The 20,387-nt window shown below is 71.5% G+C and carries 19 protein-coding genes and 1 pseudogene; 15 read left to right on the top strand and 5 right to left on the bottom strand.

Translation table 11 applies throughout. The features are described from left to right. Positions 1 to 95: 95 nt before the first annotated feature. A complete protein-coding gene (locus tag ACFRAR_RS20065; RefSeq protein WP_380699457.1) occupies positions 96 to 1,184 on the bottom strand; it encodes an NADH:flavin oxidoreductase in 1,089 nt (362 codons plus the stop codon). A gap of 313 nt (positions 1,185 to 1,497) precedes the next feature. Here ACFRAR_RS20065 and ACFRAR_RS20060 point away from each other — a divergent pair, with 313 nt between their 5' ends. The 4 genes from ACFRAR_RS20060 to ACFRAR_RS20045 are packed head-to-tail and all read left to right on the top strand — an operon-like array spanning position 1,498 to position 7,290. Continuing rightward, positions 1,498 to 2,235 (top strand): oxidoreductase, encoded by a 738-nt coding sequence (locus ACFRAR_RS20060; RefSeq protein ID WP_380699456.1) that lies wholly within the window; start codon positions 1,498 to 1,500, stop codon positions 2,233 to 2,235. A 29-nt stretch (positions 2,236 to 2,264) separates the two neighbouring features. Continuing rightward, positions 2,265 to 3,461: a cytochrome P450 gene (locus ACFRAR_RS20055; RefSeq protein ID WP_380699455.1), complete on the top strand. Its 1,197-nt coding sequence runs from the start codon at positions 2,265 to 2,267 to the stop codon at positions 3,459 to 3,461. An 11-nt stretch (positions 3,462 to 3,472) separates the two neighbouring features. Further along, on the top strand, positions 3,473 to 6,904 hold the full coding sequence (gene car, locus ACFRAR_RS20050) for a carboxylic acid reductase (RefSeq protein ID WP_380699454.1): 3,432 nt from the start codon (positions 3,473 to 3,475) through the stop codon (positions 6,902 to 6,904). A gap of 8 nt (positions 6,905 to 6,912) precedes the next feature. Further along, on the top strand, positions 6,913 to 7,290 hold the full coding sequence (locus ACFRAR_RS20045; protein WP_380699453.1) for a nuclear transport factor 2 family protein: 378 nt from the start codon (positions 6,913 to 6,915) through the stop codon (positions 7,288 to 7,290). A gap of 5 nt (positions 7,291 to 7,295) precedes the next feature. Here ACFRAR_RS20045 and ACFRAR_RS20040 read toward each other — a convergent pair whose 3' ends face one another. Then, on the bottom strand, positions 7,296 to 8,420 hold the full coding sequence (locus ACFRAR_RS20040; protein WP_380699452.1) for a hypothetical protein: 1,125 nt from the start codon (positions 8,418 to 8,420) through the stop codon (positions 7,296 to 7,298). A gap of 265 nt (positions 8,421 to 8,685) precedes the next feature. Here ACFRAR_RS20040 and ACFRAR_RS20035 point away from each other — a divergent pair, with 265 nt between their 5' ends. Continuing rightward, entirely contained in the window at positions 8,686 to 8,973 is a 288-nt protein-coding gene (locus tag ACFRAR_RS20035) for a hypothetical protein (protein WP_380699451.1), read from the top strand. Between the two features lie 81 nt (positions 8,974 to 9,054). On the opposite strand, the gene ACFRAR_RS20030 is transcribed toward ACFRAR_RS20035, so the two are convergent. Continuing rightward, positions 9,055 to 9,189 carry a DUF397 domain-containing protein gene (locus ACFRAR_RS20030; RefSeq protein WP_380699450.1) on the bottom strand — a complete coding sequence of 45 codons (135 nt, stop codon included), beginning with the start codon at positions 9,187 to 9,189 and terminating at the stop codon, positions 9,055 to 9,057. Then, a complete protein-coding gene (locus tag ACFRAR_RS20025; RefSeq protein WP_380699449.1) occupies positions 9,149 to 10,102 on the bottom strand; it encodes a Scr1 family TA system antitoxin-like transcriptional regulator in 954 nt (317 codons plus the stop codon). The genes ACFRAR_RS20030 and ACFRAR_RS20025 overlap by 41 nt, the downstream gene beginning before the upstream one ends. 158 nt (positions 10,103 to 10,260) lie before the next feature. Here ACFRAR_RS20025 and ACFRAR_RS20020 point away from each other — a divergent pair, with 158 nt between their 5' ends. The 9 genes and pseudogenes from ACFRAR_RS20020 to ACFRAR_RS19980 all read left to right on the top strand — a co-directional run bounded on the left by ACFRAR_RS20020 (position 10,261) and on the right by ACFRAR_RS19980 (position 19,028). Beyond that, positions 10,261 to 10,698, top strand: a complete 438-nt coding sequence (locus ACFRAR_RS20020) for an ATP-binding protein (protein ID WP_380699448.1) — start codon at positions 10,261 to 10,263, stop codon at positions 10,696 to 10,698. A 17-nt stretch (positions 10,699 to 10,715) separates the two neighbouring features. After that, entirely contained in the window at positions 10,716 to 11,267 is a 552-nt protein-coding gene (locus ACFRAR_RS20015) for a hypothetical protein (RefSeq protein WP_380699447.1), read from the top strand. A gap of 152 nt (positions 11,268 to 11,419) precedes the next feature. Further along, positions 11,420 to 12,634 (top strand): methyltransferase, FxLD system, encoded by a 1,215-nt coding sequence (gene fxlM, locus ACFRAR_RS20010; protein ID WP_380699446.1) that lies wholly within the window; start codon positions 11,420 to 11,422, stop codon positions 12,632 to 12,634. 46 nt (positions 12,635 to 12,680) lie between these two features. Then, a complete protein-coding gene (locus ACFRAR_RS20005) occupies positions 12,681 to 12,902 on the top strand; it encodes an FxLD family lanthipeptide (protein ID WP_380699445.1) in 222 nt (73 codons plus the stop codon). Positions 12,903 to 12,986: 84 nt separating this feature from the next. Further along, entirely contained in the window at positions 12,987 to 15,617 is a 2,631-nt protein-coding gene (locus ACFRAR_RS20000) for a lantibiotic dehydratase (protein ID WP_380699444.1), read from the top strand. Continuing rightward, positions 15,614 to 16,723 carry a lanthionine synthetase C family protein gene (locus ACFRAR_RS19995; protein ID WP_380699459.1) on the top strand — a complete coding sequence of 370 codons (1,110 nt, stop codon included), beginning with the start codon at positions 15,614 to 15,616 and terminating at the stop codon, positions 16,721 to 16,723. The genes ACFRAR_RS20000 and ACFRAR_RS19995 overlap by 4 nt, the downstream gene beginning before the upstream one ends. Before the next feature lie 22 nt (positions 16,724 to 16,745). Continuing rightward, positions 16,746 to 17,552, top strand: a complete 807-nt coding sequence (locus tag ACFRAR_RS19990) for a thiopeptide-type bacteriocin biosynthesis protein (RefSeq protein WP_380699443.1) — start codon at positions 16,746 to 16,748, stop codon at positions 17,550 to 17,552. Between the two features lie 381 nt (positions 17,553 to 17,933). Continuing rightward, entirely contained in the window at positions 17,934 to 18,299 is a 366-nt protein-coding gene (locus ACFRAR_RS19985; protein ID WP_380699442.1) for a hypothetical protein, read from the top strand. A gap of 184 nt (positions 18,300 to 18,483) precedes the next feature. Beyond that, positions 18,484 to 19,028, top strand: a pseudogene (locus ACFRAR_RS19980) (MOSC domain-containing protein). A 69-nt stretch (positions 19,029 to 19,097) separates the two neighbouring features. Here the strand turns inward: ACFRAR_RS19980 and ACFRAR_RS19975 are convergent. After that, entirely contained in the window at positions 19,098 to 19,568 is a 471-nt protein-coding gene (locus tag ACFRAR_RS19975) for a GNAT family N-acetyltransferase (protein WP_380699441.1), read from the bottom strand. Between the two features lie 190 nt (positions 19,569 to 19,758). Here ACFRAR_RS19975 and ACFRAR_RS19970 point away from each other — a divergent pair, with 190 nt between their 5' ends. Next, positions 19,759 to 20,322, top strand: coding sequence for a hypothetical protein (locus ACFRAR_RS19970; protein ID WP_380699440.1), 564 nt, complete (start codon positions 19,759 to 19,761; stop codon positions 20,320 to 20,322). Positions 20,323 to 20,387: the final 65 nt, after the last annotated feature.

Here is a 20,387-nt window from a genome sequence, read left to right as displayed (position 1 = left end):
CCCCGGCGTCATGCGACCGGCGCCGGAAAGCACTGCGGGCCTCGCTTCACCGAATGGTGCGAGGCCCGCAGCACGGCTTCACCGCCCGTGTCGCGTCACTCGAGCGACTTCAGCACCGAGGGGTCGTACGGCACCGCCCCCGCCAGTTCGCCGCCGAGTGCCCGCCGTGCCCAGTCCGGGTTCGCCAGCAATGGCCGGCCGACGGCGACGAGGTCGAACTCGTCGCGTTCCAGGCGTTCGACCAGGTCCTCGATGCCGGTCATCCCGGCCGCCCGGGTGAAGCCCTGGGCGAACTCGCCCTCCCCGTACTGGCGGTCCAGCCCGACCGAGCCGACCGTCACGGCCGGCTTCCCGGTGAGCCTGCGGGTCCAGCCCGCCAGGTTGAGCGCGCTGCCCTCGAACTCGGGCTGCCAGTAGCGCCGGGTGGAGGCGTGGAAGGCGTCGACGCCCGCCTCGGACAGCGGGGTCAGCAGCTGCTCCAGCTCCTGCGGGCTCTGCGCGATGCGGGCCTCGTAGTGGTTGACCTTCCACTGGGACAGCCGGAAGAAGACCGGGAACCCCGGGCTGACCGCCGCCCGGACGGCCCGGACGATCTCGGCCGCGAAGCGGGCCCGGGAGGCCGGGTGGCCGCCGTAGCCGTCGGTGCGCCGGTTGGTGCCGCTCCACAGGAAGTCGTCGATCAGGTAGCCGTGGGCGCCGTGGAGTTCGACCCCGTCGAAGCCGAGCCGTTCGGCGTCCGCGGCTCCCCGGGCGAAGCCCGCCACGGTGTCGTCGATGTCCCGCTGGCTCATCGCCAGGCCCAGCGGGCCCCCGTCCAGCCCGATCCCGGACGGCCCTTCGGCGGACGCCTCGGCGCCGGGGCGCTGGACGCCGGTGTGCCACAGCTGCGGGATGATCCGGCCGCCGGCCGCGTGCACCCGCGCCACCACCCGGGCCCAGCCCGCCAGGGCCGCCTCGCCGTGGAAGTGCGGCACCCCGTCGAAGGCCGCGGCGGCGGCGCGGTCGATGTAGGTACCCTCGGTGACGATCAGCCCCACCTGGTGGGCCGCGCGCCGGGCGTAGTACTCCGCGACGTCGGGGCCCGGCACCCCTCCCGGGGACTTCATCCTGGTCATCGGCGCCATCACGATCCGGTTCGGGACCGTCAGATCGCCCACGGTGAACGGTTCCGCCAAACAGGCCATTGTTCCTCCCGATTTCGCCGGTCGATTCCGGCTCGTCGAATACGGAACATTATCGGCGGCGCCGTTCCTTTCGTCCAGCACGTGCCGGGATCCACCACATCGCACCGCACTGCACCGCACGGGGCGATGCACCGCATCGACACAATCGTCTTGACCATGCGGAAGGCTCTCGTCGATAGTGGTCGACAGTGGCTCCGCGCCGCCGTTCAATGCCTTTCGATTTCGCGAGCGGATTTCGCGAATACGTGTCGGAAAGCGTCGCGGACAGGTTTTCCGACCCAGGGGAAGGCGGCGGGACCGAGTGGACCGGGAATTGGCCGGAAAGCGCGCGGTGGTCACCGGCGGAAGCCGCGGCATCGGCGCCGCCATCGCGCGGAAGCTTCTGGAGTCCGGCGCCACCGTCGTCACCACCGCACGCAAACCGACCGAGGACACCCCGCCGGAGAGCACCTTCGTACCGTCGGACCTCGGCACCCCGGACGGCGTCCGCGCGTTCGCCGACACCGCGCTGGACCTCCTCGGCGGCGTCGACATCGTGGTCAACAACGCCGGCGGCTGCCGGTCCTTCCAGAGCGCGCTGGACATCGAGAAGGACTGGCAGTACACCGTGGACATCAATTTCCTGGCCGCGGTCCGGCTCAATTCCGCGCTGGTGCCCGCGATGCGTTCCGGCGGTGGCGGCGTCATCGTCCACATGTCCTCGATCGCCACCGTCTCGTCCTATCCGGTGATCCTGCACTACGCCGCCGCGAAAGCCGCCCTGGAGGTCTACCACAAGGGGCTGGCGACGGAACTTGCCCCGGACGGAATCCGGGTCGTCGCGCTTTCCCCGGGAAACGTCGGGACACCGGGCGCGGACGAGGCCAGGGACGCGATCGCCGACTGCCTCGGGACGACGGATTCGGCGGACTGGGCCGAGGGCATCCCGCTCGGCCGGATCGGACGGGCCGACGACATCGCCGAGGCCGTCGGGTTCCTCGTCTCTCCCCGCGCCTCCTGGATCACCGGCAGCAACCTCGTCATCGACGGCGGGCGGATCGCGGCACTGTGACCGCCCCCGGGACCGGAAGGACTGACACCATGACCGCCACGGACGACGGGCCCCGGGCCTATCCGTTCGGCCCCACGCACCGGCTCGACATCGACCCCGAGCTGGCCGCGGTGTGTGGCCGGCAGCCCGTCCTGAGGGTCCGTCTGCCGTTCGGCGGGGACGGCTGGCTGGTCACCCGCCACGCCGACGTCCGCACCGTGCTGGCCGACCCCCGGTTCAGCCGGGCCGAGGCGGTGGGCGACCACGTGCCCCGCACGGTCTCGGCCGGGCTCCCCCGCACCTCGATGCTGAGCATGGACCCGCCCGACCACACCCGGCTCCGGCGCCGGGTGGCCAACCCGTTCACCGTCCGCCGGGTCGAGGCGCTGCGGCCGCGCGCCCAGGAGATCGTCGACGACCTGCTGGACGCCATGATCGACTCGGGCTCGCCGGCCGACCTCACCAAGGCGCTGACCTGGCCGCTCCCGGTCACGATGATCTGCGAGCTCCTCGGGGTGCCGGTCTCCGACCGTGACCGCTTCAACTCCTGGGTGGACGGCCTGCTGACGCTCTCCGACCCCGAGCTCTCCGCCCGCGACCGCGGCCACCTCAACGACTACCTGGCCGGTCTGATCGCCCAGCGGCGCGCCCACCCCACCTCCGACCTGCTCGGCGAACTCGCCTCCGTCGAGGACGAGGAGAACCGGCTCACCGACGAGGAGCTGGTCGGCCTCGGGGTCAGCCTGCTGTCCGCCGGCCAGGAGGCCACCGCCAACCAGATCGGCAACTTCGTCTACACCCTGCTCGCCCGGCCGGAGCTGTGGCGGCAGCTGGTGGCCGACCCCGGCCTGATCCCCGACGCGGTGGAGGAGCTCTCCCGCGTCGTCCCGATCAGCGCCACCGCCGGGTTCACCCGGATCGCCCTGGAGGACGTGGAGCTCGGCGGCCAGACGATCCGCGCGGGCGACGCGGTGGTCGCCGAACTCGGGCTGGCCAACCGGGATCCGGAGGTGTTCGAGGAGCCCCACCTGATCGACTTCCACCGCACCGCCGCCCCGCACGTCACCTTCGGGCACGGCATCCACCACTGCCTGGGCGCCCAGCTCGCCAGGATGGAGCTGCGCACCGCGATCGACTCGCTGGTCCGCCGGCTGCCGGGCCTGCGCCTGGCCGTCGCGCCCGAGCGGATCGACTGGCGGACGGAACGCCTCATCCGCGGGGCCGAGGCCCTGCCGGTCGCCTGGTGACGGCCGCCCCCGTGCCGACGGACCGTCAGGACTCGGACGGCAGCGGCCAGTCGGAGGCCGTCCGGGCCGCGCTCGCCGATCCGGCGACCGGCCCCGCCGAGATCATGGCCACCGTCATGGCGGCGTACGGGGACCGGCCCGCCCTCGGTGAACGCGCCCGCGACCGGGCCACCGGGGAACCGCTGCCGAGCTTCGAGACCATCAGCTACCGGGAGTTGTGGGCGCGGATACGCTCGCTCGCCGGCACCTGGGCGCACGAGAGCGGCTACCGGCTGACCCCCGGCGACCGGGTCTGCGCGCTCGGCTTCAGCAGCACCGACTACGCCGTGCTCGACCTCGCCTGCGTCCACCTGGGCCTGGTCTCGGTGCCCCTGCACGCGAGCGCACCGCTCGCCCAGCTGGCGCCGATCGTCGAGAAGACCGAACCGCTGGTCCTCGCCACCAGCCTGGAGCGGCTGGACACCGCCGTCGCCCTGGCGCTCGCCCAGCCGTCCGTCCGCCGGCTCGTGGTCTTCGACTACCACCCCGAACTCCCGGACCACCGCGAGGCGTTCGAGGCCGCCGGGCGGCAGCTGGCCGAGTCCGACGACGCCGCCACCCTCGACACCCTCGACGCGGCCGTCGAACGCGGCGCCCTGCTGCCGCCCGCCCCGCTGCACACCCCCGCCCCGGGCGAAGACCCGCTCGCCCTGCTGCTCTACACCTCCGGCAGCACCGGAGCCCCGAAGGGCGCGATGTACCCGCAGCGGCTGGCCCGCAACGCCTGGTGGGGATTCGTCTACGGGCCCGCCGACCTGCCGTCGGTCGTGGTGCACTACATGCCGCAGAGCCACAACGCCGGCCGGATGTCCGTCCTGGGCACGCTGGCCAGGGGCGGCCTGGGCTGCTTCACCGCCCGCAGCGACCTGTCCTGCCTGTTCGAGGACATCGCGCTGGTCCGGCCCACCGAGCTGACCATGGTCCCCCGGGTCGCGGACATGCTCTTCCAGCAGTACCGGCTCGAACTCGCCCGCTGGACGGGCGAACCCGGCGACGCGGACGCGGCGGTGAAGAAGCAGCTGCGGGAGACCTTCCTCGGCGGGCGGGTGGCGAAGGCCTTCTGCGGGACGGCCCCGCTGTCCGCCGAGGTCGCGCAGTTCGTCGAATCCTGCCTGGGCCTGCACCTGTACACCGGCTACGGCTCCACCGAGGCCGGCGGGGTGCTGCTCGACACGGTGGTGCAGCGCCCGCCGGTGCTGGACTACAAACTCGCCGACGTCCCGGAGTTGGGCTGCTACCGAACCGACCGGCCGTACCCGCGCGGGGAGTTGCTGCTGCGCACCAGTGCCGCCATCCCCGGCTACTACCGGCGGCCCGAACTGACGGCCACCGTCTTCGACGAGGACGGCTACTACCACACCGGCGACATCATGGCCGAGGTCGGGCCGGACCGCCTGGTCTACGTCGGCCGCACCAAGGACGTGCTCAAGCTCTCCCAGGGCGAGTTCGTGACCATCTCCCACCTGGAGGGCGTCTTCCTCGGCAGCCCGCTGGTCCGGCAGGTCTTCGTGTACGGCAACAGCGAGCGCTCCCACCTGCTCGCCGTGGTGGTGCCGTCGGCGAACGCGCTCGCCCGCTCCGACGGCGACCCGGCGGCGCTCAGGCGGCTGATCGACGTCGAACTCCGGCGCACGGCACGGGAGAACGGGCTCCACCCGTACGAGGTGCCGCGCGACGTGCTGATCGAGACCGAGCCCTTCAGCCCGGCGAACGGCCTGCTCTCCGACAGCCACAAGCTGCTGCGCCCCAGGCTGGTGGAGCGCTACGGCCCGGTCCTGGAGCGGCGCTACGCCGAACTCGCCGACGAACAGGACCGGCAGATGCGGGAGTTGCGCCGCACGGGCGCGGACCGTCCGGTCCGGGAGACGGTGGAGCGGGCGGTGAGCGCCGTCCTCGGCCGGGCCGGGACCATCGCCGGAGCCGGCGGGGGCGTCCGGTTCACCGACCTGGGCGGCGACTCGCTCTCCGCGCTGACCTTCACCACCCTCCTCCGGGAGGTCCTGGACGTCGAGGTGCCGGTCGGCGTCGTCATCGCCCCGGCCACCGACCTGGCCGGGGTGGCCGCGTACATCGAGGCCCGGAGGGCCGCCACGGCCACCGCCACCGGCACCGCCACCCGGCCCACCGCCGCCTCGGTGCACGGCGCCGGCGCCGCCGAGCTGCGCGCCCGCGACCTCACCCTCGACCGGTTCCTCGACGTCCCGCTCCTGGCCGCCGCGACCGCCCTGCCGGGCCCCGAGACATCACCCCGGACCGTGCTGCTCACGGGAGCCAACGGGTTCCTCGGGCGGTTCCTGTGCCTGGAGTGGTTGCGCCGTCTGAGCCCGTCCGGCGGGCGGTTGATCTGCCTGGTCCGGGGCGGCAGCCCGGCGGACGCGGCCGAGCGGCTCGCCCGGTCCTTCGGCTCCGCCGGCACCGAACCAGCCCTGCTGTACCGGGAGTTGTCGGCCGGGACGCTCACCGTCCTGGCCGGGGACCTCGCCGAACCGCGCCTGGGCCTGGACCAGGCGGTCTGGCAGGGGCTGGCCGAGTCGGTGGACCAGATCGTCCACCCGGCCGCCCTGGTCAACCACGTGCTGCCGTACGGCGAGCTGTTCGGGCCGAACGTCGCGGGCACCGCCGAGGTGGTCCGGCTGGCGCTCACCGAGCGGCTCAAGCCCGTGAGTTACCTGTCCACCGTGGCCGTGCGCGGCGCGGCCGGGCCCTCCGCGCTCGACGAGGACGCCGACGTCCGCGAGGCGTTCCCCCGCCGGAGCGTCGGCGGCGGCTACGCCGACGGGTACGCCGCCGCCAAGTGGGCCGGCGAGGTGCTGCTGCGGGAGGCGCACGAGCGGTACGGCCTTCCGGTCACCTCGTTCCGCTCGGGCATGATCCTCGCGCACAGCCGGTACGCGGGGCAGCTGAACGTGCCCGACGTGCTGACCCGGCTGCTGCTCAGCCTGGTGGCCACGGGGCTCGCGCCGCGCTCCTTCCAGCGCGGTGCTCCCGCGCACTATGACGGCCTCCCGGTCGACTTCCTCGCCGAGGCGGTCACCGCTCTTGGCACCTCTTCGCCGGACGGCTACCGTACGTTCAACGCGTCGAACCCGCACGAGGACGGTGCGTCACTGGACACCTTCGTGGACTGGCTCATCGAAGCGGGCCACCCGATCCGGCGCATCGACGACTACCAGGAGTGGTTCGGCCGGTTCACCACGGCGGTCCGCGCACTGCCGGAACGACAGCGCACCCACTCGGTACTGCCGTTGCTGCACGCCTTCGAGCAGCCGGGCGAGGGCGGCCCGGCCCCGGCGCCGCGCTTCCGGGAGGCCGTGCGCGGAGCGGGGATCGGGGATGTGCCCCGGCTGGCTCCCACGCTGGTCGCCAAGTACGTCAGCGACCTGCGCGGCCTCGGTTTGCTCTGACCTACGGAATGGAGACTGTGGTGGACCTCGGCGAGAAGGTGGATGCGACCCTGCGGGTGATGGAGGCGGGCGACCTGGCCGGGCTCCGGGCGCTGTGTGCGGCGGACGCCACGGTGTGGCAGAACGACGGCGCGGGCACGCGGACGATCGAGAAGCGGATCGAGCACATCGCCGAGTTCTTCGCCGGCATCGAGAGCGTGCGCTTCGAGGTGGTACGCCGCTTCCACAAGCCCGATGAGGTGCTCCAGCAGCACGTGCTGCACCTGGTGGGGACCGACGGCGTCCGGAGCCGGGTTCACGCCACCGCGCACTTCCGCTTCGAGGACGGGCTGATCGCCTCCGTCGAGGAGTACCTCTACGAGGTGCCCGAAGCGCCGCAGGCCTGACCGCCTTACGGAGCAGCCTCGCCGCCAGAGTCACGCTCCTCCGACTCCCAGGCTCCGTTGCCGTCGGCGAACACCAGGAGGTCTTCCAACTCGCCCGCCGACGGCAACTCCTCCGTCCCCGCCAGGAACTCCGCGACGTCATCGGCCGGCCCGGTCGACCCGGCCGGCACCTCGGCCGCACGCGTGAGCGCCAGCAGGGCGAGCCCGCCGTTCGCATCGGCCACCAGCAATTCGCCGTCCGCGACGGCGGCCAGCAGCGAGATCGGCGCGCCGGTCGGGGACGGATGCTCGGTGGTCTCCCGCGTCTCGACGTCGAGTTCGAGCAGCGAGCCGGTGGACGTGCCGATCCACATCACGCCGGACCGGGCGGCGTCCCAGGCGAGGTTGTCGCACGGCCACGCCTCGGACGGGTCCTCGGCGAGCGTCCGCGTCAGCACCCTTCGCAGGGACGGGAACGCGAAGACGTCCAGCGAGTCGGCGTAGGCGTTCCCCCGTACGGCGAGGTGCCGGCCGTCCGCGCTGAACAGCGGAGTGTCGTACCCGTCGGCCACGAGGACCAGCGCGTGCCGCACCTGCCGCATCACCGTGCCGGGCCTGGCGAACACGCAGAACGTGGCGGACTGGTCGCTGACCAGCGTGGCCACCAGGTCGCCGGACGGATGGACGCCGACCCCCGTGTCCCAGTACGGGCCCCGGACGACGGCGCCGCTCCCGAGGTCGCGGCCGTCCGACACCTCTCCGGCCGGCTTCGCCCACAACGCGTGCCCGTCGGGGCTGAACGCCAGGTGGTGGTACGTGGCCGCCACCCGCTCACGGACCGGCGGCCCATCGGGCTCCCACCACGCCAACGAGCCCGCGTCCGCCACCACCAGCACCGCCCGCTCCGGATGCCAGGCCATCGGGGGGACGGCCCCCGCGCGCCACTGGTCGGCAGCCCCCCACTCGGCCGCCGGCCCCAGCTCGACGGAACCGACCTCGCGCAGCCCCTCGCCGTCCCAGCCCCAGATCCGCACCACCCGGCCCCCCTTGGCCGCCCCGGCCGCCAAGGGAAGCCGGGGGTGAACGACGAGCCGGTCAACGGGCTGCCCACCGTCGGTCGACAGACGTGCCACCTGCGCGAGTGCGGTCATGCCCGCACCGTACCGACCCGGGTCGGAAATCGGCCAACAACAGGGCGACGGACCGCGACCCGGCGCGGCACGAACAGTGCTGATCAGCCGTCATATTCCCGTACCTGTACGAAGATTTTCCCTCCAATTGGTCCAGACCACTTTGGATCAGACCATTGACGCGTGCCTGGTGAGACCAGAGGATCGTCGTTGGTCACGGGAGCATCGCAAGCCCCGCGACTCGCACCTCCTGTGAACCTTCCGTCGATCGAAAGGGCAAGGAACCATGCGCAAGATTGCGAAGATCGCGGCCAGCGCCGCCATGGGCGGCGCACTGCTGCTCGGCTTCACCGGCACGGCGTCGGCCGACACCGGCCCGACCAACCTGACCGGGATGGGCTGCCCGAGCTCGTACACCAACTACAACTCGGCCACCGGTGGCACGAGCGGCTGGAGCCAGCGGCTGACGAGGACGTTCGTCGCCCCCAACAGCCTTCTGTACGGGGTCTACGACATCTACTCCTGGACCTCCGCCGGCTCGACCTTCCAGGGCACCACCGAGTACCGCTGCTAGGAGTTCCGTCCGACTGATCGAAGCCGGCGGGCTGCCCGCCCAGCTGCCACGCGGCTGGGCGAGTGGCCCGCCGGTCCGGCTTCAGACCGGGAACTCGGCTCCCCGGACTGCGGAGATGAAGGAGCCCCACGCGGAGGCCGGAAAGACGAGGGCCGGGCCGCTGGGGTCCTTGGAGTCACGGACCGGGACGGAGTCGGAAAGGAATCCGAGGGCCACCTCGATGCACTCGGCCCCATCGTCCCCGCTGTAGGTGCTCTTGCGCCAGGTGGCCGTTCTCAGATCGACGTTCCGCAAAGCGGTACTCCTCCATCGCATCGGCGATCAGGGCGCGGGACTCCCCTGGTGAATGCACAGCGGAGCGCACCACGTCGAAGTCCCGCCTGGACTTCTCGACAACCTCCGGGGCGTCGCTGAAGTGCCCACGGTACAGGCTCTCCGAGTACACCCACTCCCTCCCGTCCGGCAGCAACATCAACAGCATGGATGTCGACGGAGTTGTCGGCAGCGGGCGGCCGAACGGCAGCACCTCGACAACGATGTTCGAGCGCTCGGTCACCGCGAGCAGGTGCTCCATCTGTCGCCGCATCACGCCGGGGCCGCCGATGACGGTACGGATGGCACTCTCATCGAGCACCACCATGAGTGTCGGGCCATCAGGAACCAGGAAACGGCCCTGCCTGTTCAACCGACCGTCGACCAGTTCGGTGTACAGCTTCGGGTTGTTGCGCGCTCTTCCGGTGCCAATCATCGCGTGAACATATTCCTCGCACTGCAAGAGGCCATTGATCCGGTTGAACTGAATCACCCGAATCGCCACCGCTTCACCCTCCAGGTCCGTGAACTTCTCGAACCAGTTCGGGCTTTCGATATCCGCCTGCCAGTCCACCCGCTCCCACAGCCGGACCAGCAGACCCCCCATGGCCAGGAGCTCGTCGAGCCTCTCCACGGTCTCCCGATCCATCGACCTACTGCCACTCTCGAACCGAGTGATCACCGTCCGGTCGAGGTGCAGCAGCTTGCCCAACTGCCCCTGCGTGTAGCCGGCTCGCTCACGCGCGAAGCGCACCGCTTCGCCGAACAACTCTGCCGGGCTCTTCGTCGGTCCGGCCTCAAGGCGCCGATGTGCCACGTAACTCCCCCTCAGGTGCCGTGAGTCTCCACACAGTGTTTCGGTCGCCACCGTAACTCCCGCACCTCGATGATTGTCACCGGAACGCAATCACCTGCTTGCACAGCGTGAATGTGCGCTCCATTCGCACGCCCCCCTCACGCCCCCGAGGTCCCCCCATGCCCACCACCCGTCGCCGCCCCCGCATGTTCGTCGCCCGTCTCGACTCCTGTGTCGAATCCGCTCCCCTGGCGCGCTACTTGCTGCGCGCCTACCTCTCCGGCCTCCCCTCCGGCGACCGCTACGCCGACACCGCCGAACTCCTCCTCAGCGAACTCTTCGGCAACGCCGTCCAGCACTCCAACGCCCCCGACGACTGCCACATCGAGGTCCGTTTCGCCGCCGTCCACGGCCACCTGCGCATCGAAGTCCACGACGCCGACTCCACCCGCCCCACGCTCCGCACCCCCACCCCCGCCGACGAACACGGACGCGGCCTCTATCTCGTCAACCAGCTCGCCGAACGCTGGGGCTGCGCGCCCCGCCCCGGCGGGATCGGCAAGCTCATCTGGGCCGTCATCGCCCCCGCCACCACGCCCACCTTCGTCACCGCCTGAAAGCCCGAATCCCACCCATGCAGCTCTCCACCCTCGCCCGCCACACCCTCTCGCGCGGCGCCACCCCCGCCGCCACCTACGCCCTCCTCGCCCGCCTCGGCCACAAGCCGGTGCCCTGCGCCCAAGCCGTCTGCCTCGCCCTCGACATCCCCCTCCCCGACATCACCCGCCGCCTCGACGAGTGCCACGACGCCCTCCTCGCCAACCCCCGCCCCAACACCGAAGCCGACACCGGCGAAGTCCTCGAAGCCCTCGGCGTCTTCGACGTCCCCGCCACCCTCACCCCCACCCAGCACACCGTCATCGCCCTCCTCACCACCGCCGTCAACGCCCACGGAAACCTCCGCCCCGGCCACCACCACGGCCTCCAACGCTGGTTCACCACCGGCAACCTCACCACCGCCTACCTCTCCCTCGCCACCACCAACCCCCTCCCCCGCACCGACGACCCCACCCTCTACTGGACCACCCTCACCACCGCCGGCGAACTCCTCACCACCACCCCCAACCCCGACCCCCGCCTCACCTACGCCCTCACCCACTGCCGCACCCAAGCCACCCGCACCTGAAGCGCCCGCCTACGAGCGCGCCCGGCCTGCATCGACAAGTGGTCGTGCTGCACACCCCGAGACATCTCGCGCCACACCTCACGCACCGTTCTCGATAAGGGATTTCCTGTATGTGCCCGATCGAGGGGGCAGCAGTGTCTATGCTCCCGAACATGACCACCGACAGTGACAAGATCGTCACTCCCGTCCAGTCGCTGTGCGCGGCCCTTGTCGACCAGCTGCGTGGATTGAACGCGATCCGCACCGGCCGGGTGGCGGATGCCTTCCGAGCCGTTCCCCGCCACCTCTTCGCCCCCGAGGCCCCCGTGGCGGAGGTCTACTCGAATCAGCCCATCGTGACCAAGCGCGATGAGCGGGGCCTGGCGATCAGTACGGTCTCCGCACCCCGCATCCAGGCGTTCATGCTGGAGCAGGCCGACATCCAGCCGGGCATGCGGGTTCTGGAGATCGGCTCGGGCGGAGTGAACGCCGCATACATCGCGGAGCTGGTCGGCGAGGGCGGCGAGGTCACCACCATGGACATCGACCCGTTCGTCGTCGACCGTGCCATGCGATTCCTCCCGGAAGCCGGGTACGAGCACGTGAACGTGGTGCTCGCCGACGGCGAGTTCGGTGTCCCCGAGCACGCACCGTACGACCGCATCGTGGTCACCGTCGGGGCCTGGGACATCCCGCCCGCATGGTGGGAGCAGCTGTCGCCGGGTGGCCGGATCGTCGTGCCGATCCGAGTCCGCAGCCTCAACCGCTCGGTGGCCTTCCAGCTGGAAGGCGAACACCTGGTCAGTCGGTCGATCGAGCGGGCCGGATTCGTCGCGATGCAAGGAGCCGGCGCCTTCGGTGAAGAGGTGGTCTACCTGCACGGCGACACGGTGGCGCTTCGGGTCGACGACGGGCAGCAGGCCGATGGGGTCCTTCTGGCCGCCGCACTGAAGCAGCCCAGGGTGGAACTGTGGTCCGGGGTCACGGTGGGCGACCAGGAGCCCTTCGACGACCTGGACATGTTCCTGGCGACCTCCATGCCGGGCTTCTGTCTGCTGACAGCGCACGAATCCGCCGTGGCGGCCGGGATCGTCCAGGCGCGGCCGTGGGGCAGCTCTGCGGTGGTCGACGGCGGCGCCTTCGCCTACGTCGTGTTGCGGCAACTGGGCCCGGACAGCCATGAGTTCGGCGTGTACGGGCACGGTTCGGGCGCGGAAGCCCTGGCGGCCAGGGTGGTCGAGCAGATCAACACCTGGCAGAGCAGCCACCGCGGCGGGCCGGCCCCGGTCATCCTCGCCCACCCGATGGGCACTCCCGCCGACCAGCTTGCCGGGGGCCTGGTCATCGACAAGAAGCACACCCGGTTCACCGTCTCCTGGTCCCGATGAAGGGCCAGGCGTTCGAGATCACCACTATGCAAGAAGGGGATCAACAATGGCCTACAAGGTCACGGACAGCACGACCGAGTTCGACCTCGACGTGTCGATCGTCCGCAACGCCGACGTGCTGACGGCGATCATGCGCAGCACCGACGACGGCTGCGGCAGCACCTGCCCGGCGTGCGCCAGCGGCGCCGGTGGTGGGGGCGGCAACGGCGGCGGGGGTGGCGGCGGCGAGGGTGGCGGCGGGGGCGAGGGCGGTCTGATCATCGCCTGAACAGCCTGTACCGAGTGATCACGTCCCGGCCCGGTGCGTCTGCGAGCACCGGGCCGGGGCTGCGGAGAATCCCGAGGTGGCACGTTGTACGAACACGTCGATGCGGCCCTGATCCGGGCCGTCGCCCACCCCGCCGGTCTGCGACTGCCGCCGTGGCCGAGTCTGGGCGAGGAGCGGACGCCCAGCCGAACCGATCTGCGGCGGGACTGGCTGCGCCAGGTCTGGGAGCTTCCCACGGTCGCCGAGGCCATCGAGGTGGCCAGCCCCGGGCTGGCCGATCGCCTCCAACGGGTCTGCGATGGTCACCCCCTGGAAGAACGGCACCTTCAGCGGACCGTCCTGTCCACTGTCCGATACCTGCTCAGGCTCACCGGCCGCGCCACCCCGTTCGGCCTGTTCGCCGGGGTCGGGCCGGTCCGCATCGGCCCGCACAGCGTTACCCGCTGGGGCGGTGAGCACCGCGCCTCGGCGAGGCCGGACGCGGTCTGGCTGGACGAGGTGATCAGGCGCCTGGAGGCGATACCCGAACTGCACGATCGGCTGACGGTGTTGGCGAACAACCTGTGCTTCGTCAGGGACGGTCGCCTGGTGCTGCCGGTCCAACCCAGCACCGCCGGCAGCGATGACATCAGCCCGTCCGAGGTCGCCGTACGCCACAGCCGGCCCGTCCAGGCGGTGATGACAGCCGCCCGAACCCGGCTGACGGTACGTGCGCTCGGCAAACTGCTGACGGCCGGATTCCCCGACGCGCCGACCGCTACCATCGCCGACCTGCTGGCCGGGCTCATCCACCAGCGGTTCCTGATCACCGCCCTGCACGCACCGGCCACCGTCACCGATCCGCTCACCCACCTCATGGACCAGCTGGAGCGCGCCGGCGCCGAGGAACTGCCGCAGGTCCAGCTCCTGCTGGGCGAACTCCGCGCGATCAATGAAGCCCTGGCCGCGCACAACACCGCAACCGATGCCGACCGGCGCCGCGCCGCCCGGAGAGACGCCGACGCCCGCATGCGGTCCACGTGCGGGACGGTGGCGCAGCCGTTGATGACGGACCTCCGGCTGGACTGCGCGATCACGCTCCCGGAGGATGTCGCCCGCGAGGCCGCAGCCGCGGCGGGGGCTCTGGCGAGGCTGACACCGTACCCGTTCGGCAGCCCGGCGTGGGGGGCCTACCACCAGCAGTTCGTGGAGCGTTACGGCCCCGGCGCGCTGATCCCGGTGGCCGACCTGGTCCACGCCGACACCGGGCTCGGCTTCCCCGCGACCTACCGTGGCTCGCTCCTCAGGAAGCCCGCATCGGATGTGTCCCGCCGCGACCGCCGGCTCCTGGCCCTGGCGCAGCGCGCCGCGATCGACGGCCGGAGCGAAGTGGTGTTGGACGACCAGGCGGTGGCCGAACTCGCCGCCGACGTCAGCGAGAACACCCAGCCGACGCCCCACGTCGAGGTGTCGTTCCACCTCCAGGCCCCCTCCCGCGCGGCCCTGGACAGCGGGGCGTTCCGGCTGGTCGTGGTCGGTGCGTTGCGGGCCGCCGGGGCGGCCGCCGGCCGTTTCCTGCATCTGCTCGACCCGACGGACCGGCAGCGCATGGCCCTCGCCTACGGACGGCTGGCGACCATGGACGAGGGCGCGGTGCCGGCCCAGGTGTCCGGTCCGCCGATGTACGTGCGCACCGGCAACGTCCACCGCGCCCCCGCCGTCCTGCCCACCGTGATCCCGCTCGCCGAGCACGCCCCCGTGGACCATCGGACGATCCCCCTGGACGACCTGGCGGTCACCAGCGACGGCTCCCGGCTGCGGCTCGTCTCCCTCTCGACCGGCCGCTCGGTCGAGCCCACCGTGATGAACGCGGTGGACTTCCTCCACCACACCCAACCCATCGCCCGGTTCCTGTGCGAACTGGTTCGCTCCCGCGCCGCCACCTTCCAGGCGTTCTACTGGGGCGCGGGCGACGAACTGCCGTTCCTGCCGCGAATCCGCTACGGCCGGACCGTCCTCTCCCCCGCTCGTTGGACCCTCACCCATGCCGAGCTACCCGACCACCGCGAAGCATGGCCACACTGGGCCGCCGCGGTGGACGGCCGGCGGGCGCGGCTGCGGGTGCCCAAGCTCGTGCAGCTGGACGAGAACGGCCTCCGACTGCGGCTGGACCTCGACGAGCCCGCCCACCTCGCGTTGCTCCGTGCCCACCTCGACCAACGAGGAACAGCCGTGCTGACCGAGGCCGGCGGACCGAACGACGACGGCTGGCTGGACGGCCGGACGCACGAGATCGTCCTGCCGCTGAGTGCCACCACGCCGCCCAGTCGCCCGCGCCGCGTCCACCGGCAGGCGACCGGGACCGTCCGAGATCACCTGCCCGGCCACTCGACGTGGCTCTACGCCAAGGTGTACGGCCACCCCGCCCGCCAGCCGCAGATCCTCACCACCCATCTGCCCGAGCTGCTGGACGACTTCGACGAGCGGCCCCCATGGTGGTTCCTGCGCTACGCCGACCCCGAGCACCACCTGCGGCTGCGGCTGCGACTCGGCGGCCCCGGGGACTTCGGACCCGCCGCCGCCCGGGTCGGCGCCTGGGCCGCGCGGCTGCGCGGGCTGGGCCTGGTCGGACGCCTCCAGCTCGACACCTACGTTCCGGAGTACGGCCGCTTCGGCGGCGAGGCGATGACGGCGGCCGAGAGGGTGTTCGTCGCCGACTCGATCCGCAGTCGCTGATCCGCGGTGCCGCCGCCCTCGCGCTGCTGGCTGTCGAACGCGCCGCCGCCGGCCGGGGCAGCTGGGACACCGCGCACCACTGGCTGGCGGTAGCGACCCGCGAAGGCGCGGAGACCGGCAAGCACGCCACGGTCTTCTACGGCGCCCCGGCCCTCGCTTTCACCTTCCACGGCGCCGCCCACCCCGGTCGCTACGACCGGGCGCTCACCGTGCTGGATGCCGCCACCACCGCCGTGACCCGGGAGCGGTTGGAGGCGGCTCACGCCCGCATCGACCGCCGCGAGCGGCCCGCCCTCGCCGAGTTCGATCTGGTCTACGGCCTGACAGGTCTTGGCTCGCACCACCTGCGCCGATTCCCGCACGGCCAGGTGCTTCGCGATGTGCTCGCCTATCTGGTGCGCCTGACCGAACCGATCGGCCCGCCCTCGTGCGACCTGCCCGGCTGGTGGACCGACCTGGCACCCTCCGGTGAACTCTCCACGCAGTTCCCTGACGGCCACGCGAACCACGGCATGGCCCACGGCATCGCCGGACCCCTCGCGCTGCTGAGCCTGGCCATGAAACGCGGGATCACCGTCGACGGCCACACCCAGGCGATCGACCGGATCTGCGACTGGCTCGACCAGTGGCAGCAGTGCACCACCACGGGAGCGTGGTGGCCGGAGTGGATCACCTTGGAGGAGCACCGCACCGGCACCGTCCACCAGCAGGGGCCCATGCGTCCGTCCTGGTGCTACGGCACCCCGGGACTGGCCCGCGCCCAGCAACTCGCCGGACAGGCCACCGGCGACGATGCCCGCCGGCGGCTCGCCGAGACCGCGCTACTCGGCTGCCTCACCGACCCGGCCCAACTGGCACGGATCACCGACGGCGGCCTGTGTCACGGCTGGGCCGGGCTGCTTCAGACCGCATGGCGCATCGACGGCGACGCACACGACCCCGAGATCACCGAGCAGCTGAACTTCCTACTGCCGCACCTGGTCGGCGGCCCACAAGCGCCCCACTCCGGGCTCCTGGACGGTTCGGCCGGGCTCGCGCTGGCCCTGCACACCGCGACCGGCACGGCCCCGGCCACCGGCTGGGACAGCTGCCTCCTGCTCAACTGACAGGCCGAAGAAGGGGATCGAGATGGACGACGGATACGAGCTGTGGCAGCAGTCGGACATCCGGTTCGTGAACCGGCACCGCGCCGAACAGGCCGCTGCCGACCACCTCGGGGATGCCCTGCGGGTGACGGGCACCGGCCCGGTGGAGTCCTGGTTCTTCATCCGCAAGGACGAGTGGCGACTGCGCTACAACTCCACGAACCAGGACTCCACCGCCGCAGCCAGGAGGGTGGTGACGGTCGCGCTGGCCGCCCTGCGGGACCACGGCGCCGTCGAAGGCTGGGTGGAAAAGATCTACGAGCCGGAGGTCCACGCCTTCGGCGGCCGGCAGGCGATGGACGCCGCCCACCGGCTCTTCCATCAGGACAGCCAACACGTCCTGGACTACCTCCGGCTGCCCGGCCCCGACCGTCGCCGGGAGCTGTCGGTACTGCTGTGCGCGGCGATGATGCGCTGTGCCGGTCTCGACTGGTACGAACAAGGCGACGTCTGGGCCCGCGTGGCGGGGAGCCGACCGGGCACCGGCGAAACGTCGGAGGAGCAGGTACGCAAGCTCCGGGACGCCGTGGCCCGACTCCTCGTCGCCGACCCCCGGTCAGGACTCACCTCGGTGCCCGACGGAACCTCGGACCTCACCACGACCTGGCTGGACGCCTTCGAGCAGGCGGGCCGGATGCTGCACCTGCTGTGGTCCGAGGGGCGACTCACCCGAGGTGTGCGCGCGGTCATTGCCCATCACGTCATCTTCCACTGGAACCGGATCGGACTCCGTTACCCGACCCAGAGCGCTCTGGCGCTGGCAGCCAAGGACGCTGTTCTGGGAACGTGATCCCTGATTCAGCTCACCCCCGCACAGGAAGTCGGCCGAGCGACTTCCTGTGCATCCCGGCAGTCCCCACGACCCGCCTACGGACGCGCCCGGCCGCTCCACCATCGCGAGCGCCCGCGCCGGCCCGGCCATCAGGTCGAGGTCGATCCCCGCCGCCCCGAACCGGGAGAGGTACAGCTCGTACTCACCGCTCTCCCGGACAACAACGAAGTTCGCACGATCACCCATGCACCCAGGATGGCCGAGATCGCCCGAAGCCGACCACCATCGATCACCCGGCCACCCGACTCCGCGGACGGCCCCGACCACGTGATCCGGATCGCTAGCCTGAGCAGCCCCTTTCGCCGGCGCAGGAGTCCGGCACACAACCGAAGGAACGTCATGGCGAAGCACTGGCACGCACACGGATGGACCGGCCGGGAGCGCGCGGAGAGCAAGTCCCGCGACGACGACCTCCCGCCGATGGAGGTCGGGAAGTGGCTCCGGAAACCGCCACGGCTGATCCGGGGCACCTTCCACACCGTCGAGGACGCCGTGGCCTGGATGGCAGGCGAGCTACGCCAGTTCCCCCACCCGGCGTCCTACGGCAGCACCGACGAGACACGCTTACAGTTCGTCCGGGACACCCTCGCCCAGGACGCCGCCAGTGACGTCGTCTGGGGCTGGTACCCGAACACCAGCCAGTACGTGTCCCGCGCCCTCCTCACCTGTCCGCGCGACGACACCCCCTGCCCGGAAGGACTCTGACCACCGGCCCGCCCCCGCCCGCGCCGCACCCGAGCCACCACCCGCACCCAGGAAGTCGACCCCACACCGACGTCCCCCGCTCCCCGCTCCCCGCTCCGCGGCAGCAGTAGGGCGCCGTGCGCCGAGGGACGGTGGACTAGGCTCGCAAATGAACCATGTCCACCGAACAAGGGGGGTCCACGGGATGAGCGGGACGGTCACGGCGGTCAGCAGCAACGGCGAGTACTCCTTCACCAAGCCCAACCGGGCCGACATCACCTTGCTCACCGGGCTCGGGGTCGAGGGGGACGTGCACGCGGGCGTCACGGTCAAGCACCGCTCGCGGGTCGCACAGGACCCCGCCCAGCCGAACCTGCGCCAGGTCCACCTCATCCACGAGGAGCTCTTCGCCGAGGTCGGCGAGGAGGGGGCTTCGACGTGGCGCCCGGCGACCTCGGCGAGAACATCACCACGCGCGGCATCGACCTGCTCGGCCTGCCCGTCGGCGCCCTGCTGCGCATCGGCGGCGAGGCCGTCGTGGAGGTCACCGGCCTGCGCAACCCCTGCCTGCAGATCGACAACTTCCAGCAGGGGCTGCTGAAGCAGGTCGTCCACCGCGACGAGGCCGGGAACATCGTGCGCAAGGCCGGAATCATGGGCGTCGTCCAGGCGGGTGGCGTGGTCCGCCCCGGCGACGCGATCACCGTGGAGCTCCCGGCCGAGCCGCACCGGCCCCTCGACCGGGTCTGACCTCCCGCGCGAACGGGCCGCGCGCGGGAAGTCGGCCCCGCCGACCTCCTGTGCGTCGCCGCCTGAGGCTCAGTCGAGCCGCTTGCGCATCTTCACCGAGGTCGTCTCGTAACCGAGCGACTCGTAGAGGCCACGCGCGCCCGCGTTGAACCCGAAGACGTTGAGACCCAGCGTGTGGGCGCCCTGCGCCCGGGCGTACTCCTCTCCGAGGAGCATGGCCGTTCGCCCCAGGCCGCGACCGCGTTTGTCGGCGTCGATCGCGATGTCCCAGATCCACCAGGCGCCGGCGTCGTCGCTCGAGTCCGGTCCGATCCAGAGGTAGCCGACGGCCACCCCGGCATCGTCGACCACCTCGAAGACCGCGTGCCCCGGGGTCGGCCTCCCGGACGGAAAGGACTCGGCCATGCTCTCGCCCGCGTTCCGGTGGGCGTCCTCGGACGTCTGCCCCAGAGCGACGAGATCCTTGGCGTACTCGTCCCGACTGCGTTCGAGCCAGGCGGGGAAGTGGCGGGCGTCCAGGGGACGGAGGGTCGTAGGCACCGGCCCAGCCTCTCACGGCACCGAACGGCTGAGCACCGCATTTTCCCTGTTCAGGCGTCACGGCACATGGCCGCAGGTCAGAGGCCACAGGTCGCAGGCCACACGGCACAGGCCGCAGGGCAAACCCGTCGGGAGCGGTCCGCGGAAAAATCCCGGGCCATCACGCCCGTCTCAAGCGATCATGGCAGCCATGACCGACGCAACCGAACCGAAGCCACTGGGCGTGTGCCTCGTGGCCAACGTCGCCCAGGAGACCAGCCACGGCGAAGGCGGGCTGGAGATCCGCGAGGGGCTGCGGCACTTCGCACCGGGGGCGAAGGTGTGGATCGCCCCGCCGGCCTGGGGAGACGGCGGCGAGAACGTCATCGTGGCCGGGCGTCACCGGGGCAACAGCCGTCGCTACATCCGGATCGTGATCCAGATCCGGTTCCTGGAGAACTTCCGGGTCAAGGACGTCTACAGCCCGGCGCTGGTGCGCGCGTTGACGCAGGCGGAGCCCGGCGAGGAGCACGAGTTCGCCGCCCGCTTCCTGTGGCCCCGGGAACAGGCGGAGAGCTGGGCGCGGTCCCTGAACACGCCGAAGACGGAGGCCCGGGTGGACGGCGACGGACACCGGACCCACCTGGTCACCGATCCTCCGCCCCTGGAACTGCACCTCGACGGCGCCACCTACCACCTCGCCCACTCCAACGCCCGCGGGGCCCGCTACTCGCCCGATCCGCCGCCCGTGGAACCCTCGCCGACGACCGGCTGAGGGCGGCGGACCGACCCCCTCCGCCCGCGCTCCGGCGTCAACTCACCGGCCTGCCGCCCACCTTG

It is taken from the genome of Kitasatospora sp. NPDC056651, from assembly GCF_042792155.1.
In the GTDB taxonomy this organism is placed as follows: Bacteria; Actinomycetota; Actinomycetes; order Streptomycetales; family Streptomycetaceae; genus Kitasatospora.
Note: the sequence above shows the minus strand (reverse complement) of the source record. Positions and strands in the feature narration are given on the sequence as shown.